Below are 15779 nucleotides of genomic sequence, written 5' to 3' on the forward strand. Positions count from 1 at the left end.
GGGGCTGCCGTTGCTTACCTTTGTCAGCGTGAACGAGACGACCCAGACGCAGAACACGCTGCGCTCGGAGGCCCGGATAGCCCACGGCGGGCTCCACCGGCTGCGCCAGGACCTGTTCGTCGGCGCCTTCGCCTTCCGCCCGATGCCGCCGCTGGAGGACGCCAAGGTGTCCCGCTGGGTGCCGTGGCTCCCGGAGCGGCTGCGGTACTGGGCGCGCTGGCTGCCGCACTTCGCCGTCGGCTTCTTCGCGGTCTGCGTCTTCCTGGCGACGCTCGCCGACAACGACGGTGGCGGCGTGCGGGCCCTGCTGGCCACCGGCTTCGGCGCGGTGGTCGCCGCAGGACCGCTGCTCACCCTCTTCCGCCCGGTGGGCGCCTACTGGCTGTCGCTGTGCGCGTTCGTGGTGTCGGTGGTCGTCCATATGGGCTTCTCGTCCCCGTTCAGCAGCATCTTCGGGGACCTGGCCTTCCCCGCGCACCTCGCCGTGATGGTCCTCGTGGTGCTGCGCACCCGGCCCCGGCTGGCCATCGAGATGTGGCTGGTCACCTTCGCCACGGCGGCTGTGCTGACGGCGCTGCTCGGGAGGGACCCGGGCGATCTGCCGCCGGTCGCGGTGTTCTGCGGCGTGGTGCTGGTCTCCGCCGCCGCGGTCCGCGCCTGGCGCGAGGAGCGCCGGCAGGTCGTCGAGACGCAGACCGTCACGGCCGAGGAGCGCTCCCGGCGCACGCTGCTGGAGGAGCGCGCCCTGATCGCCCGAGAGCTGCACGACGTGGTCGCCCACCACATGTCCGTGATCGCCATCCAGGCCGAGGCCGCGCCCTACCGCGTCAAGGACACCCCGCCCGAACTCGCCACCTCCTTCTCGACGATCCGGGAGAACGCCGTCGCCGCGCTCGCCGAGCTGCGCCGCATCCTCGGCGTGGTCCGCTCCGAGGACCCGGACGCCTTCGTCGAGCACGACCCGGAGGCCCCGCAGCCGACGCTGGCCGGCCTCGACGCGCTGTACGAGAGCCTGCGCAGCACGGGGCTGACCGTCGAGTCCGTGATCACCGGCGCGCCGCGGCCGCTGCCGCAGGGCGTCGAGCTGTCCGCGTACCGGATCGTGCAGGAGGCGCTGAGCAACGCGCTGCGGCACTCGCCGGGCGCCGATGCCCGGGTCGAGATCTCCTACGTACTGGGCGGGCTGGGCGTCCGGATCGTCAACGGACCGCCGAGCCGGCTGGCCAAACCGTCCCCGGGCGCGGGGCACGGTGTCCTGGGGATGCGCGAGCGGGTACAGATGCTGGGCGGCGAGATGACCGCCGACCACACCGAGGACGGCGGCTTCGAGGTCGCCGCGTTCATCCCCGTGTCGCACACGGCGGGCGAGACCACTGCGGGGGGCAGGGCATGATCCGGGTACTGATCGTCGACGACCAGGTGATGGTCCGCGAGGGCTTCTCCGTCCTGCTCAACGCCATGCCGGACATCGAGGTCGTCGGGGAGGCGGTGGACGGCCGCCAGGCGGTGCACAAGGTCGGGGTGCTCAAGCCCGATGTCGTCCTGATGGACATCCGGATGCCGGAGATGAACGGCCTGGAGGCCACCCGCGAGATCGTGGCCGCCGACGCGGACGCCAAGGTGCTGGTGCTGACCACCTTCGACCTGGACGAGTACGTCTACCAGGCGCTGCGCTCCGGGGCCAGCGGCTTCCTCCTCAAGGACGCCTCGGCCGGCCAGCTCGCCGACGGCGTGCGCATCGTCGCGTCCGGCGAGGCGCTGCTCGCCCCCACCGTCACCAAGCGCCTGATCTCCGAGTTCTCCCGGCTGGGCACGCCCCGCGCCCCCGCCCAGGAGCGGATCGCCGACCTCACCGAGCGCGAGACCGAGGTGCTGGTGCTGGTGGCCCAGGGCCTGTCGAACGGCGAGATCGCCGAGCATCTCGTCGTCGCCGAGTCCACGGTCAAGACCCATGTCAGCCGCATCCTGGTGAAGCTGGGGCTGCGCGACCGCACCCAGGCGGCGGTGTTCGCGTACGAGGCGCGGCTGGTGACGCCGGGGGGCTGAGGCCGCCGCCCGCGGACCGCCGGCGGCCGGGTCCCGGCCGCCGGCCCGTGCCCCCGCCCTACGGCTGGGGCACCTCCCGCACCAGCTTCGACGTCCACGGGCACCAGACCAGTCCGGGCAGGAAGGCGCCGCCGGCCTCGTCGAGATGTTCCTCGACGTAGGGCGTGGTGGCGTCGCAGACCTCGACGGCGAAGTCGAAGAAGTCGATGGTCTCGGGGCGGAGATGGAAGCTCCAGCGCCAGTTGTAGGGGACCGGGCGCTTGTCGATCCGGCCGACGACGTGCGGCTCCGAGTGGGACGCGCCGCTCAGCAGGTCCCGGGCGTGCCGGATCTTGTGCGGGTCGGTGAGCTTGATGACGAATTCCGCGCGGGTGACGTCGGTCATCACGAAGTAGGCCGCCGCATCGGCGGGGGCGCGGTGCGCGCCGCCCGCCTGCCTGCCCTGGGCGGGCCCGGCCGCCGCGACGGCGAGCAGCGCCGCCGCCGCGAGCATCCCGATCCTGGTGCTGATACGTCGCATGAACCCCTCCGGTGCCGCGGGCCGTGGACACGGCCGTGCATGCGGAAAGTAGTGGCGTGCTCACACACCGCTCCAGCGTTACTCCGGGTTATCGCGCGGGCAGGTGAAATGGCGAAGAGTGACGCCCGGCCGTCAGCCGAGATCGCGCCGGCGCAGCCCCGCCAGGCCCCCGAGCGCGAGGACGGCGGAGAGGGCCGTCAGCCAGACGAACGGGGCGGCGGTGGCCTCGGCGCCGGGGAGCTTGGGGAGGTGGCTGTACGGGGAGAGGTCCATCGCCCACGCGGGGAGCCGCAGGGCGGGGCCGATCCAGCCGAGGGCCAGGCAGCCGCCGGTCAGTGCCCAGACCGCGCCGGTGGCCCGGGGTACCAGGCCGACGACGAGGACCGCCAGGCCGGTGAGCGTCCACACGGCCGGGACCTGGCAGAGGGCCGCGGCCAGGACCGAGCCGAGCGCGCCGCCGAGGTCGTGCGCCGCGAGGCCGTAGCCGGCCCCCAGGGCCAGGCCGCCGGAGGCCAGGACGACGACGGTGCCCCCGTACGCGAACGCCAGATGGCCGGCGGCCCAGCGCAGCCGCCCCACCGCGCAGGCCAGCACCGGCTCCGCGCGCCCGCCGGTCTCCTCGCCGCGCAGCCGCAGCACCGCCCCGGCCGCGTAGAGCGCCGCGACCATGCCGAGCAGGCCGGTCATCGTGGCCAGGAAGGCGTCGGTCAGGCCCTGCTGACCGCCCATCCGCTCGACGATCTCGCGGGTCTGCCGGTTGCCGCCGACCAGATCGGCGGCGCCCTCGGCGAGTTGGCCGAAGAGCGCGCCGGCGCACAGGAAGCCGAGGGTCCAGCCCAGCAGGGTGGTGCGCTGGAGCCGCCGGGCGAGACCGAAGGCGCTGTTCAAGGAGCGCGGCGCGCGCGCCGGTCCGGGGCGGGCCGGCAGGAAGCTCATGCCGGTGTCGCGGCGGGCGGCCAGCGCGTAGGCGGCGCCGGCGGCCAGGGCGGCCGCCGCCGGGAAGAGCGGGGCGGCCCACCAGCGTTCGCCCGCGTACGGCCGGAGGTTCTCCGCCCAGCCGATCGGCGAGGCCCAGGTGAGCGGGGACACCGCCTCCTGGCCGGCGGCGTCGCCCGCGGCGCGCAGGACGAAGGCGAGGCCGAGGACCGCGCCGGTCAGGCCCCTGGCGAGCCGGGCGCTCTCGGTCAACTGGGCGGCGACGGCGGCCAGTGCGGCGAAGACCAGGCCGGTGCCGCCGATGGCGGTGCCCAGCGCGAGCGAGCCGGCGCCCGGCAGGCCGGAGGCGGCCAGACCGCCCGCGATCACGACGGCGAGCCCGGCATCGGCGGCCAGGGCCGTCAGCAGGGCCGCGGTCAGCGGCGCGCGGCGGCCTGCCACGCCGGCGGACAGCAGCTCCTGACGGCCCGTCTCCTCCTCCTCGCGGGTGTGCCGGACCACGATCAGCAGGCTCATCACCGCGGCGAGGACGGCGCCGAAGCCGGCCATCCGCCAGGCGACCAGGCCGCCGAGGGAGTCGTCGAGGACCGGTCCGTACAGCGCCCGCATCGAGCCGTTGGCGTTCATCGAGGCGGCCAGGTGGGCGCGCTCGGCGGCGGTGCCGTAGACCGCTTCGAAGGACGCGCCCATGGCGGCGACGACCGGCCCGAGGGTCAGTGCCCAGGCCGGGATCAGCACCCGGTCGCGGCGCAGCGCGAGACGCACCAGGGTGCCGGTGCCCGCCAGATGGCCCGCGCGGGCGGCGGGTGCGGCCGGCGCCGCGGCCACGGCGGTCATCGCGCGACCGCCGCGGTGCCGCGGGCGTCGTCCTGGTAGTGGCGCAGGAAGAGCTCCTCCAGGGTGGGCGGGGTGCTGGTGAGGCCGCGGACGCCGGAGGCGGTGAGCGCGCGCAGGACGGCGTCGAGCCGGTCGGTGTCGACCTGGAGCTCGACGCGGTGGCCCGCGCCTTCGCGGATCGGCCCGGTGGCCAGGCCGTGGACGCCGGGGAGCGCGGCCAGGTCGCCGGGCGGGCCCGCGAGTTCGGCGACGACCGAGGTGCGGGTCAGGTGCCGCAGCTCGCCCAGCGTGCCGGATTCGACGGTCCGCCCCTTGCGGATGATGCTGACGCGGTCGCAGAGCGCCTCGACCTCGGACAGCACATGGCTGGAGAGCAGCACCGTCCGGCCGCGGTCGCGCTCCTCGGCGACACAGCTCTGGAAGACCTCCTCCATCAGCGGGTCCAGCCCGGAGGTCGGCTCGTCGAGGACGAGCAGTTCGACCTCGGGGGCGGAGGCGAAGGCGGCGACCAGGGCGACCTTCTGCCGGTTGCCCTTGGAGTAGGTCCGCCCCTTCTTGGTGGGGTCGAGTTCGAACCGCTCCAGGAGCTCGGCCCGCCGGGCGGCGTCCAGCCCGCCGCGCAGCCGGCCGAAGAGGTCGATGACCTCGCCGCCCGAGAGGTTGCGCCACAGGGTGACGTCCCCGGGGACGTAGGCGAGGCGGCGGTGCAGCTCGACCGCGTCCCGCCAGGGGTCCTTGCCCAGGAGCCGGGCGGTGCCGCCGTCGGCGCGCAGCAGGCCGAGCAGGACGCGGATCGTCGTGGACTTCCCGGCGCCGTTGGGTCCGAGGAAGCCGTGTACCTCACCGGCCTCGACCCGCAGATCGAGGCCGTCCAGCGCGTGGGTGCGGCCGAAGGTCTTGTGCAGGCCGTCGATCCGGATCGCGGGAGCGGGAGACAGTGCCGTGGTCATGTTTTGGAAGCTACGCTAGTTTCACAAATTTGTGAAGTTAAGAAACCGTATAAACTTGAGGTGGGTGGCTCTGATCAGGGGAGATGATGCGGACATGAGCGAGCAGCAAGAGCAGAGCGCGACCCGGACCGCCCCACCACCCCGGGACGGGCACGCGGCCGGCCGCGACGACGAGGCGGTCTCGCAGTTCGTCGAACGGTTCGCCGCGCAGCTCGTCGACGCCGGGATGCAGCGGATGTCCGCCCGCGTCTTCGCCTGCCTGCTGGCCTCCGACTCCGGCGTGCTGACGTCCGCCGAACTCGGCGAGCGCCTCCAGGTCAGCCCCGCCGCGGTCTCCGGCGCGATCCGCTACCTCTCCCAGGTCGACATGGTCAGCCGGGAGCGCGAGCCGGGCTCCCGCCGCGACCGCTACCGCGTGCACAGCGACCAGTGGTACGAGGCCCTGGCGCGCCGGGACAACGTCCTCACCCGCTGGGAGGGCACCCTGCGCGAGGGCGTCGAGAGCCTCGGCGAGGACTCCCCGGCGGGCCGCCGGATGGGCGAGACGCTGGTCTTCTTCGAGTTCCTGCAGAAGGAGCTCACCGGGATGCTGCAGCGCTGGCGCGAGCACCGCGACCAGCTGCGGGCCGAGCTCGACGCCGCCGGGCGCTGAGCCGCCCGCCGGCGTTCATCCCCGCGGCAGCTGGAGCCGCCAGGCGCCCGGCTGCAGGGTCCAGGTACGGGTCCGCACCGGGCCGCCGACCACCGCGTCCGCCCGGTAGTGGAAGTCCGCGCCGGACACCGTCACCGCCCGCGCCCGGGTCCGCACCGGGCGGCCCCCGCCCGGCCAGTGCACCACGACCTCGGCCAGCGGCCCGCCGTCCCCGGCCCCGGGCCGCGGCCCGTCCGCCCCGGCCCGCCCGCCGGGCACCACCGACACCCCGCGCACCGGCCGGTCCAGATCCGCCAGCAGCACCCCGTCCGCCTCGATCCGCAGCCGCTGCCCCGGCACCCGTGCGCGCCGCCCGCCCAGCCCGGTGGCCGGCGCGGCCAGCAGCGACAGCGCGGTGCGGGCGGTCCGCGCGGCCGGCTGCCACCACGGCCGGGGCCCGTCGGGGCCGCCCGCCGGGCCGTCCGGCCCCTCCGCGGCGTCCCGCGGGCCGGCCGGCGCCACCGCGGGAGCCGCCGGCACGTACGCGCCGTGGCCCTGCCGGGTCGGCGCGCTCCCGCAGGGGATCCGCAGCGCGCCCAGCACGATGCCGTCGCTGTCGTCGGTGAGCAGGTCCCGCGGGCGCTCGCCGCCGTCCAGGACGGTGCGCGCGGCGGCGACCGTGTCCGTGGGGATGCCCAGGGCGCGGCTCAGCGCGACGGCCGACGGCGCGCCCACCGGGACCATCGACAGCGGCACCGCGGCCAGCTCGCGTTCCTTGTGCAGCAGGCCCACCACGCGCAGCAGCGCCCGGTCGTCTCCGATCACCACCGGGCGCCGGTGGCCGCGCCGGGCCAGGATCCGCGCGAATTCCTCCGGCCCGTCCGGCAGGCAGATCTTCGCCCCCGCGCCCGCGCACAGGACATCCTTCGCGATGCGCACGGACTCGCCGTCCGTGCTGCGGGCGACCGGGTCGATGACCACGAGCAGGGGGTGCCCCCGAACGGAGTCCACGGGAGAGTGCCCAGAAGGCTGCGCCGACACCTCGGTCCTTCCTCAGGTAGCATCTCGGTGCAAGAGCCCCTTGCGCTATTGCGCCAGGGGCTTCGTCTATTCCGGGGCACCGGTCCGACGGCTCTGGCGATGACGTACGCGTGAACACGCACGTTGTCGCCGTCCACGCACGTTGGACATGCCCCGCCCGGAAGGGGTGTACGCCTGTGCCCGCACTTGTGCTGCTCGGTGCTCAGTGGGGTGATGAGGGCAAGGGAAAGGCCACCGATCTGCTCGGTGGGTCCGTTGACTATGTGGTGCGCTACCAGGGCGGCAACAACGCCGGCCACACGGTCGTCGTCGGCGACCAGAAGTACGCGCTGCACCTTCTCCCTTCCGGAATCCTCTCGCCGGGGTGCACCCCGGTCATCGGCAACGGTGTCGTGGTCGACCCGGCGGTCCTGCTCTCCGAGCTGAGCGGACTCAACGAGCGCGGTGTCGACACGTCCAAGCTGCTGCTCAGCGGTAACGCGCACCTGATCACGCCGTACAACATCACCGTCGACAAGGTGACGGAACGGTTCCTCGGCAAGCGGAAGATCGGCACCACCGGGCGCGGCATCGGCCCGACCTACGCCGACAAGATCAACCGCGTGGGCATCCGGGTGCAGGACCTCTACGACGAGTCGATCCTCATGCAGAAGGTCGAGGCGGCCCTGGAGGTCAAGAACCAGCTCCTGTCCAAGCTCTACAACCGCCGCGCCATCGAGGCCGGCCAGGTCGTCGAGGAGCTGCTCGGCTACGCCGACAAGATCAAGGGCTATGTCGCCGACACCACCTTGATCCTCAACAAGGCCCTCGACGACGACAAGGTGGTCCTCTTCGAGGGCGGCCAGGGCACGCTGCTGGACATCGACCACGGCACGTACCCCTTCGTCACGTCCTCGAACCCGACCGCGGGCGGCGCCTGCACCGGCGCCGGCGTCGGCCCCACGAAGATCAACCGCGTCATCGGCATCCTCAAGGCCTATACGACGCGCGTCGGCGCCGGCCCGTTCCCGACCGAGCTGTTCGACGAGGATGGCGAGGCGCTGCGCCGGATCGGCGGCGAGCGCGGTGTCACCACCGGCCGCGACCGCCGCTGCGGCTGGTTCGACGCGGTCATCGCCCGCTACGCCACCCGCGTCAACGGCCTGACGGACTTCTTCCTGACCAAGCTCGACGTGCTCACCGGCTGGGAGCAGATCCCGGTCTGCGTGGCCTACGAGATCGACGGCAAGCGCGTCGAGGAGCTGCCCTACAGCCAGTCCGACTTCCACCACGCGAAGCCGGTCTACGAGACGCTGCCCGGCTGGTCCGAGGACATCACCAAGGCGAAGTCCTTCTCCGACCTGCCGAAGAACGCCCAGGCGTACGTCAAGGCGCTGGAGGAGATGTCCGGCGCCCCGATCTCCGCGATCGGCGTCGGCCCCGGCCGCGACGAGACGATCGAGATCAACTCGTTCCTGTCGTAGGACTGTTGTCCACCCGTGGTGTGCCCGTCTGCTTCTCAAGAGGCAGGCGGGCACTGGGCAACATCGTTACGCTGTGCTCCATGAAGGAGACGGAATGCTGCTGAGATTCCGGACGGCAAATGTACGGTCCCTGCGTGCGGAGCAGGAGCTGTCGTTCGTCGTGCCCGAAGAAGAGGAAGGCGCGGCCGCCAAGCTGCTCCCGCTCTCCGACGGCAAGCAACTCTCCGTCTACCCGGTCCTCGGCGTCTTCGGCGCCAACGCCTCCGGCAAGTCGAACGTCATCACCGCCCTGAAGAAGATGCGGGAGGCCGTTCTCAGCTCGTACGCGGCGTGGACGTCGCACGACGGCATCCCGCGTGAAGAGTTCGCGCTCGACCCCAAGGCGGCGGCGGAGACCACCCTCTACGAGGCGGATTTCGTCATGGCGGACGGTGTCCGCTGGTCGTACGGCTTCGAGCTGGGCGAGCGCCGGGTGGAGGCGGAGTGGCTCTTCGCCTACCCCAAGGGGCGGCGGCAGGTCTGGTTCGACCGGGACGCTTCCCGTGAGAAGGAATTCGACTTCCCCGGCGACCGGCTGCAGGACCGCACCCTGTTGGCGCGCATGACCCGCCCCAACGCGCTGCTGCTGACCCGCGCGGCCAACGACGGACATCCGCAGCTCACCCCCCTCTACGACTGGTTCAAGCAGAACCTCTGGGACGTCACTCCGGAGACCGAGCGGCGGCAGCGCGAGGCGTACACCGCACAGCGCCTCCTGGAGAACGAGGAGTCGCGGCGGCGGGTGGAGGAACTGCTGCGCGTCGCCGATCTCGGTATCTCGGGGGCCGAGGTGGAGCGCGACTCCGGAGGCCGTCCCAGGGTCCGGCTGATCCACTCCGGCAGCGGCGAGGAGACGGTACTGGACTGGGAGGCGGAGTCCTTCGGTACCCGCTCCTGGTTCGCCCTGATCGGGCCGCTGCTGCTCGCCCTCGACACAGGCGCGGTCCTGCTCGTCGACGAACTGGACGCCAGCCTGCACTCCCGCTTCGCGGCCGAGGTCGTACGCCTCTTCCAAGCGCCGTGGGTGAACCCCAAGGGCGCACAGCTGATCTTCACCGCACATGATCCGTCGCTGCTGCGGGTTCCCGGCGGCGGGCGTCTGCTGGAGCCGGGGCAGCTCTGGCTGACCGAGAAGGACGCGGGCGGCGCCACCGAACTGTTCCCGGTATCCGATTGGGAGCCGACGGAAGACGAAGACCTGATGGCGTCCTATCTGGCGGGCGCTTTCGGTGGTGTGCCCAAGGTGTCGGAGGGCCAGGTCGGACGGCAGTTGCTGCAGACGAACGAGACGGCGGAGCTGGAGGCGGAAGAGATCTGATGGCGAGAGCCAAGGGAGGGGACCAGGTCCACCGCCGCAAGAACGCGGCAAAGGGGCGCCAGAACCGCGCGCGGCAGGTCTATGTCTTCATCGAGGGAGAGGTCACCGAGAAGCAGTACATCGACCTCATCGTCAAGCACGGACAGCGGGCGGATCCCCGGCGAGGCGTCGAGTACCACATCGAGAACGCCACGGCCACGGGCAAGCACCGCAAGCCTCTTCCCATGGTGCAGGACGCCGTCCGCGTGCTGCGCAAGGTCGAGCGGGAGGCGAGGGACGCCGGGCTGGACAAGAAGAAGGACTGGAACTGGCCGCAGGTGTGGGTCCTCTTCGACCGTGACGATCACCTGGGCATTCCGGAGGCGAGGAAGCTCGCCGACGAGTACGGCGTGAGCATTGCCTACTCACACCCCTGCTTCGAACTCTGGCGCCTGCTGCACTACCAGAATTACACCAGCACTTTCGGCAGGGAGTGCAGCAGCGCCAACTCTCGGCTGCGCCAGCAGCCCGGCTTCGCGCAGACGTACGGCAAGAACGCCAGGACCGTCTCCGAACAGCAGTCGAAGCACATGAAACCGGAGCAGATTCTCGGCGACGGCAAATACGCCACTGCCAAGAAGTACGCCCAGAAGATCAACAAGCAGCACAGTGGCGGGAACCCGAACGACTGGGATCCGTACACCGATGTGTGGAGCTTCGTGGAGGACGGCTTGCTGCTCAGCGGCTACTAGGCTGCTCGGCGCGCCGACACCGGGCGCGCCATGAGATCCGGACCCACACCATCCGCCTCACCCCACCCCCAGACCGCCCTCTTCTTCGGACCAAGGAATCAGGGAGCCGTACGTGGCCAAGCTCACCCTCGCCCAACTGGAGCGCCACCTCTTCGCGGCGGCCGACATCCTGCGCGGCACCATGGACGCCGCCGAGTACCGCGACTTCATCCTGGTCCTCCTCTTCCTCAAGCGGGTCAACGACGAGTACGAGGCCGCGCGTGAGGCGATCATCGCCGAGGCGCGTGAGAAGGACTACTCCGAGGAGGACGTCGCGGAGGAGGCTGAGGAGCCCCGGAACTACAGGACCCGCAAGGTCATGTACGTCCCGAAGGAGGCGCGTTGGGCCGAGCTCGCGGGTGCTGTCGACGACGTCGCCACCCGGCACCTGCAGCCCGCACTCGCCGGGCTGGAGGCCCACAACGAGGGGCTTCGCGGTCTGTTCACCCACGTCAACTTCAACCGCATCGGCGGTGGCGGTGGCAGCGGCGCCTCGGCCGCCAAGCTCGCCGACAAGCGTCTCGCGGCGCTGATCGAGCACTTCGGCAGCCTGCGGCTGCGCGGCGGGGACTTCGAGTTCCCGGACATGATCGGTGCGGCCTACGAGTACCTGCTCAAGGACTTCGCGGACTCCGCCGGCGCCAAGGGCGGCGAGTTCTATACGCCGCGTGCCGTCGTGCGCATGATGGTCGAGCTGGCCCAGCCGACGGCCGGTCAGCTCGTCTACGACCCCTGCGTCGGCTCGGGCGGCATGCTGATCCACGCCAAGGAATACATCGAGGAGCACGGGGGCGACTCCGACAACCTCGGGCTGGCCGGCCAGGACGCCAATGGCGGTTCCTGGGTCATGGCCACCATGAACATGCTCTTCCACAGCGCCCGCCACTTCAGCCTGAAGACCGGTGACACGCTCAGCAACCCACAGCACCTGGACAAGTCGTACGACATCGTCCTGAGCAACCCGCCGTTCTCCATGGACTACTCGGCGGACGAGGTGATGCAGGTACTGGAAGAGCGGATGCCGTACGGCGTGACGTCCGAGCGGGGCAAGGCCGACCTGATGTTCCTGCAGCACATGCTGTACATGGTCGGTGGGCGCGGCGGCTCGGTCTTCACGGTCATGCCGCACGGTGTGCTCTTCCGCGGCGGCGCCGAGCAGGCCATCCGGTCCAAGCTGATCGAAAAGGACCTGCTGGAGGCCGTGATCGGCCTGGCACCCAACCTCTTCTACGGCACCGGCATCCCGGCGTGCGTGTTGGTGCTGCGTGCTCCCGGGAAGAAGGATCCGGAGCGTCGCGGCAAGGTTCTCTTCATCAACGCGGACCGCGAGTACCACGCCGAGCGGGCGCAGAACGTTCTGTTGCCGGAGCATGTGGAGAAGATCGTCTCCACCTTTCACCTGCCGTTCGACCGCTGCGAGGTCGACCGCTTCTCCCGTGTGGTCAGCAAGGAAGAGCTCGCTGCCAACGACTACAACCTCAACATCCGCCGGTACGTGGACAACACCCCGCCGCCGGAGCCGCAGGACGTGCGCGCTCACCTGGTGGGCGGCGTACCGCGTGCGGAGATCGAGGCGAAGAAGCCGCTGCTCGATGCGTACGGGGTAGGCATCGGAGATCTCTTCTCGGAGCGCGCGGACGACCCTGCGTATCTCGACTTTCTGCCGGAGGAGCGGCGCCCCGACGCCGACCGGCTCGCGCAGCTTGCCGAGGCCCGGGAGCGGGTGCTCTGGGAAGCCTTCGAGAAGTGGTGGACGTCCGAGACCGAACAGATCGAAGCGCTCGCCCCGTACGACGGTGACGACCGCACGGAGTCCGAGAAGCGCGGCCAGCTCGCCCGGCTCCGGGCCGACTTGATCACCTCGTTCCGCGACCGTCTGCTCGGCGTCGGCCTCCTCGACGAGCACGCGCTCGCGGGCGCGGTGGCGGGCTGGTGGCAGGAGGCCCGCAACGACCTCAAGGCCCTCTCCACGAACGGTTTCCGTGGCGTGGTGGAAGGCTGGGTCGAGATGGTCGAGACGCTGCTGTCGCCCGAGCCGGACCCGCGCACGGGTGGCGCCCGCAAGCGCTCGGCTTCCGAGCGCCGTCAGGCATACGACCACAAGGTGGTCGCCAAGATCGATCCGGATTTCCTGCGGGAGCTGGCGGAGGCCGACCGGAAGAAGGCGGAGCTGGACGCCAAGCTGAAGGCCGCGGAGGAGGCGGAGGCCGCGCGGGCGGCGGCTGCGGCCGGGGTGACTGCCGAAGACGGGGACGAGGCGGCGGAGGACGTCACGTCCGACGCGCCGACCGCCCTTGATCCGGCGGTGGCGGAGAACCTACTCAGCGAAGCCGAGTTGAAGAAGCTGAAGAAGGACCGGACGGCGGCCGGCAAGGCCGTCAAGGAGCTCGAAGACGACTTCTGGCCCTTGGAGAGCGGTCGTCGGGCAGTAGCCAAGCCGAAGAAGGCGGCGGCGAAGGGGAAGCGGGCGCTTGCGGCGGAGGCCGAAGCCGGTGGTGCGGCGGCACAGGCGACGCTGGATCTCGTCATCGCCGAGGACAGCGGAGCCGAGGAGGAAAAGAAGCCCGATCCTCGCTTGTACCGCGCCCGAGACGGCCTGGGTGATGCGGGTCGTCGCGAGACGGTGCTGGGAATTCTCCGGGACGATCTCGCCTCGAAGCTGGTAGGGCATGTCGTGCGCCGACGCCGCGAACTGATTGATATGTATCGCGTTTTGGAGGACAAGTACGGGGTGTCGCTCCGAAACATTGAGGCCCAGCGGGCGGAAGCTGCCGAGCGCCTGGACGGGTTCTTGAAGGAGCTGGGCTATGTGGGCTGACGGCGATGACATCCGGTGGGTGCCCGTCGGAGACGTTGGCGAGGTCCGCATGGGCAAGCAGCTGTCTCCGGCGAGCCGGGCTGCGGCTGGGCAGATGCCGTATCTGCGTGTGGCCAATGTTCATGATGGTTACATCACCTACCGTGATGTCAAGGCCATGGGGTTCACTTCGGCAGAGCGTGAGATCTATGGGCTTATCCCTGGGGACATTCTGCTGAATGAGGGGCAGAGTCTGGAGCTGGTTGGAAGAAGCGCAATTTATACGCGCGGAGTGGGTGAATTCTGTTTCCAGAACACGCTTGTCCGTTTTCGCTCGGGGCCTGGTGTGCTACCGCAGTATGCGCAGGCAGTGTTCAGGCGCTGGCTGGCTACGGGCGTCTTCGCCAGCATCGCTAAGAAGACCACGAGTATCGCGCATCTAGGCGGCGATAGATTCGCACGTCTTCTCTTTCCTTTGCTTTCTCTTGAACAGCAGCGGCGTATCGTTGAGGCCATTGATGCAGTAACGGAGAGAGTGGAAGTTGAGAGGGAAACTCTGGCAAAGGAGATGCTGCTGTGGGAGGGACTTCTGAACCACGAACTATTCTCACACGTTCAGGAGTACGGCACCGAGCCTCTACGGGATGTATGCCTATCAGGCGGTGCGTATGGAAGTAACGCGGCTGCGGTTCCAAGCGACTTGACAATGCCGCGCTATGTGCGCATCACTGACATCGACGATCACGGGTGCCTTGCCACGGACGCGACATCCACAGTCAGTATCCCTTGGGAGAGCGCCAGGCCTCATCTCCTCGCTGATGGCGACCTGCTCATTGCCCGAACTGGGTTTACTACGGGCAAGTCCTACCTGTATCGCTCATCCGACGGGATCTGTGCGTACGCGGGATATCTCGTCCGCTTCCAGGTCAACCCCGAGAGGATGCTTCCCGAATACGCATTCCTGTGGACCCGTGGAAACGGCTTCTTGTCCTGGGTATCTCAGAATGTCCGTGAAGTGGGCCAGCGAAACATCAGTGCTCGGGAATACAACGAGCATGAGATCGCAGTCCCTCCGCTGGAACAGCAGCGCAAGCTCGTCAACGCCTGGCACGCGGCACGTGAGTCCCACTCGCTTCGGCAGCTGGGAGTCGAGCGACTGCGCACGCTAAGGCAGGCGGTTTCCGATGATCTCCTGAGCGGCAAGGTGCGCGTACAGGGCATGGCATAGGTGGAGTTTTGCGCGGCTCACAATTGGGTTGCGGGAGGAAGAGCGACTGATGGCAGTAACGAAAGCCCCCGACCGAGCGCCAGCGCCGGTTGGGAGCCGAGCTGCGCAAGATGCGTGAGCACGTTGGACTGTCGCTGACCGAGGCCGCCGCCCTGCACGGTACTGACCGGACCACCGTCAGCAACATCGAGGCCGGCCGCTTCGGCGTAAGCGCTGACCGCGTTCGCGTCTGGGCGGCCAACTATTCGTGTCCCGACGCTGCGTATATCGACGCGCTCTCGCAGATGGCCAGAGAGCGGCGCGCGGTGAGCGCGAACTGGTGGGAGTCGTACCGCGACAGGCTCGCCGTCACAGCCCTGGACCTTGCCGAGATGGAGCACCACGCGTCTGCCCTCCGTGGAGCGCAGATCACTCACCTTCCGGGGCTTCTGCAGCACGAGGACTATGTCCGCGCTGTCTTCCGGGAGGCCGTCCCGCCGCTGACGCCCGAGGCGCTGGAGAGCAGGGTCGAGTTCCGGGTGCGGCGCCGCGCGGTGCTCGACGGGGCGGAAGCTCCGGAGTGCACGTTCCTCATCCATGAGGCGGCGCTCCGTATGCGGTTCGGCGAGGATCGGATGATCAAGAGTCAGCTGGACCACCTGCTGAACCAGTCCGATCGGAAGAACGTGACGATCCGCGTGATGCCGTTCGCGGCAGGTGGGTTTCCCAGCGCGGGAAGTTCGACGCTCTACGTGAGCGGGCCCGTACGGCAGCTCGATACCGTGCAGCTGGACGTCCCTACAGGGTCGGCCTTCCTGTCCGCGGACACTCACCTTGCGAACTACCGTTCCGTGCTGGACCGCATGGAGGAGCGTTGCCTCGGCCCGGACCCTTCCCGGGACTTCATTCGCGATGTGATGCAGGACCTATGAGGGTGTGATGAGAGTGCACATTGAGTGGCGCAAGTCTTCGTTCTCCGAGCAGGGGGACAACTGTGTGGAACTCGCTCTGTACGACGGCGAGATCCTGGTGCGCGAGAGCGACATACCTGATGTGGTCGTCAGGACAACCCCGGACAAACTCCGGGCCTTCCTCGCCGGGGCGAAGGCCGGAGAGTTCGACAGCCTTCTGGCCTAGTTGCGCCGCTCGATTGACTGGCTCCCTCATCGCCGCAGGTGAGGGAGCTTTCTGCTGTCGGCGGCCGTGCTGCATGCGCTCTTTCGT

General features: G+C 69.9%; 14 protein-coding genes. 10 read left to right on the forward strand and 4 right to left on the reverse strand.

What is annotated here, in order from left to right:
* The first annotated feature begins 28 nt into the window (after nt 1-28).
* Both K7396_RS19200 and K7396_RS19205 read left to right on the forward strand, forming a co-directional pair.
* On the forward strand, nt 29-1393 hold the full coding sequence (locus tag K7396_RS19200) for a sensor histidine kinase (protein WP_167392739.1): 1365 nt from the start codon (nt 29-31) through the stop codon (nt 1391-1393).
* A complete protein-coding gene (locus K7396_RS19205) occupies nt 1390-2046 on the forward strand; it encodes a response regulator (protein ID WP_086717218.1) in 657 nt (218 codons plus the stop codon). Before K7396_RS19200 ends, K7396_RS19205 begins: the two co-directional genes overlap by 4 nt.
* Before the next feature lie 58 nt (nt 2047-2104).
* Here K7396_RS19205 and K7396_RS19210 read toward each other — a convergent pair whose 3' ends face one another.
* The 3 genes from K7396_RS19210 to K7396_RS19220 form a co-directional block, all read right to left on the reverse strand.
* Nucleotides 2105-2566, reverse strand: a complete 462-nt coding sequence (locus tag K7396_RS19210; RefSeq protein ID WP_086717217.1) for a BP74-related protein — start codon at nt 2564-2566, stop codon at nt 2105-2107.
* Between the two features lie 132 nt (nt 2567-2698).
* Nucleotides 2699-4339 (reverse strand): ABC transporter permease, encoded by a 1641-nt coding sequence (locus tag K7396_RS19215; protein ID WP_086717216.1) that lies wholly within the window; start codon nt 4337-4339, stop codon nt 2699-2701.
* Nucleotides 4336-5289 (reverse strand): ABC transporter ATP-binding protein, encoded by a 954-nt coding sequence (locus tag K7396_RS19220; protein ID WP_086717215.1) that lies wholly within the window; start codon nt 5287-5289, stop codon nt 4336-4338. The genes K7396_RS19215 and K7396_RS19220 overlap by 4 nt, the downstream gene beginning before the upstream one ends.
* Before the next feature lie 94 nt (nt 5290-5383).
* Here K7396_RS19220 and K7396_RS19225 point away from each other — a divergent pair, with 94 nt between their 5' ends.
* On the forward strand, nt 5384-5941 hold the full coding sequence (locus K7396_RS19225) for a GbsR/MarR family transcriptional regulator (protein WP_086717214.1): 558 nt from the start codon (nt 5384-5386) through the stop codon (nt 5939-5941).
* 15 nt (nt 5942-5956) lie between these two features.
* Here K7396_RS19225 and K7396_RS19230 read toward each other — a convergent pair whose 3' ends face one another.
* Nucleotides 5957-6931: a diacylglycerol kinase catalytic domain-containing protein gene (locus K7396_RS19230; RefSeq protein ID WP_086717213.1), complete on the reverse strand. Its 975-nt coding sequence runs from the start codon at nt 6929-6931 to the stop codon at nt 5957-5959.
* A 206-nt stretch (nt 6932-7137) separates the two neighbouring features.
* On the opposite strand from K7396_RS19230, the gene K7396_RS19235 reads away from it, so the two are divergent.
* The 7 genes from K7396_RS19235 to K7396_RS19265 all read left to right on the forward strand — a co-directional run bounded on the left by K7396_RS19235 (nt 7138) and on the right by K7396_RS19265 (nt 15692).
* Nucleotides 7138-8424, forward strand: a complete 1287-nt coding sequence (locus K7396_RS19235; protein WP_086717212.1) for an adenylosuccinate synthase — start codon at nt 7138-7140, stop codon at nt 8422-8424.
* A 94-nt stretch (nt 8425-8518) separates the two neighbouring features.
* Nucleotides 8519-9781: an AAA family ATPase gene (locus K7396_RS19240; protein ID WP_086717211.1), complete on the forward strand. Its 1263-nt coding sequence runs from the start codon at nt 8519-8521 to the stop codon at nt 9779-9781.
* Complete coding sequence (locus K7396_RS19245; RefSeq protein ID WP_086717210.1) at nt 9781-10512, forward strand: RloB family protein; 732 nt, start codon at nt 9781-9783, stop codon at nt 10510-10512. Before K7396_RS19240 ends, K7396_RS19245 begins: the two co-directional genes overlap by 1 nt.
* 112 nt (nt 10513-10624) lie before the next feature.
* A complete protein-coding gene (locus K7396_RS19250; protein ID WP_086717209.1) occupies nt 10625-13369 on the forward strand; it encodes a type I restriction-modification system subunit M in 2745 nt (914 codons plus the stop codon).
* Nucleotides 13359-14576: a restriction endonuclease subunit S domain-containing protein gene (locus tag K7396_RS19255; protein ID WP_086717208.1), complete on the forward strand. Its 1218-nt coding sequence runs from the start codon at nt 13359-13361 to the stop codon at nt 14574-14576. The genes K7396_RS19250 and K7396_RS19255 overlap by 11 nt, the downstream gene beginning before the upstream one ends.
* Before the next feature lie 89 nt (nt 14577-14665).
* Nucleotides 14666-15487 (forward strand): Scr1 family TA system antitoxin-like transcriptional regulator, encoded by an 822-nt coding sequence (locus K7396_RS19260; protein ID WP_223660092.1) that lies wholly within the window; start codon nt 14666-14668, stop codon nt 15485-15487.
* Nucleotides 15488-15494: 7 nt separating this feature from the next.
* The gene (locus tag K7396_RS19265) at nt 15495-15692 is read left to right on the forward strand and encodes a DUF397 domain-containing protein (RefSeq protein WP_086717227.1); all 198 of its coding nucleotides are present in this window, start codon (nt 15495-15497) and stop codon (nt 15690-15692) included.
* The last annotated feature ends 87 nt before the right edge of the window (nt 15693-15779 follow it).

This window comes from Streptomyces angustmyceticus (assembly GCF_019933235.1).
Classification (GTDB): domain Bacteria; phylum Actinomycetota; class Actinomycetes; order Streptomycetales; family Streptomycetaceae; genus Streptomyces; species Streptomyces angustmyceticus.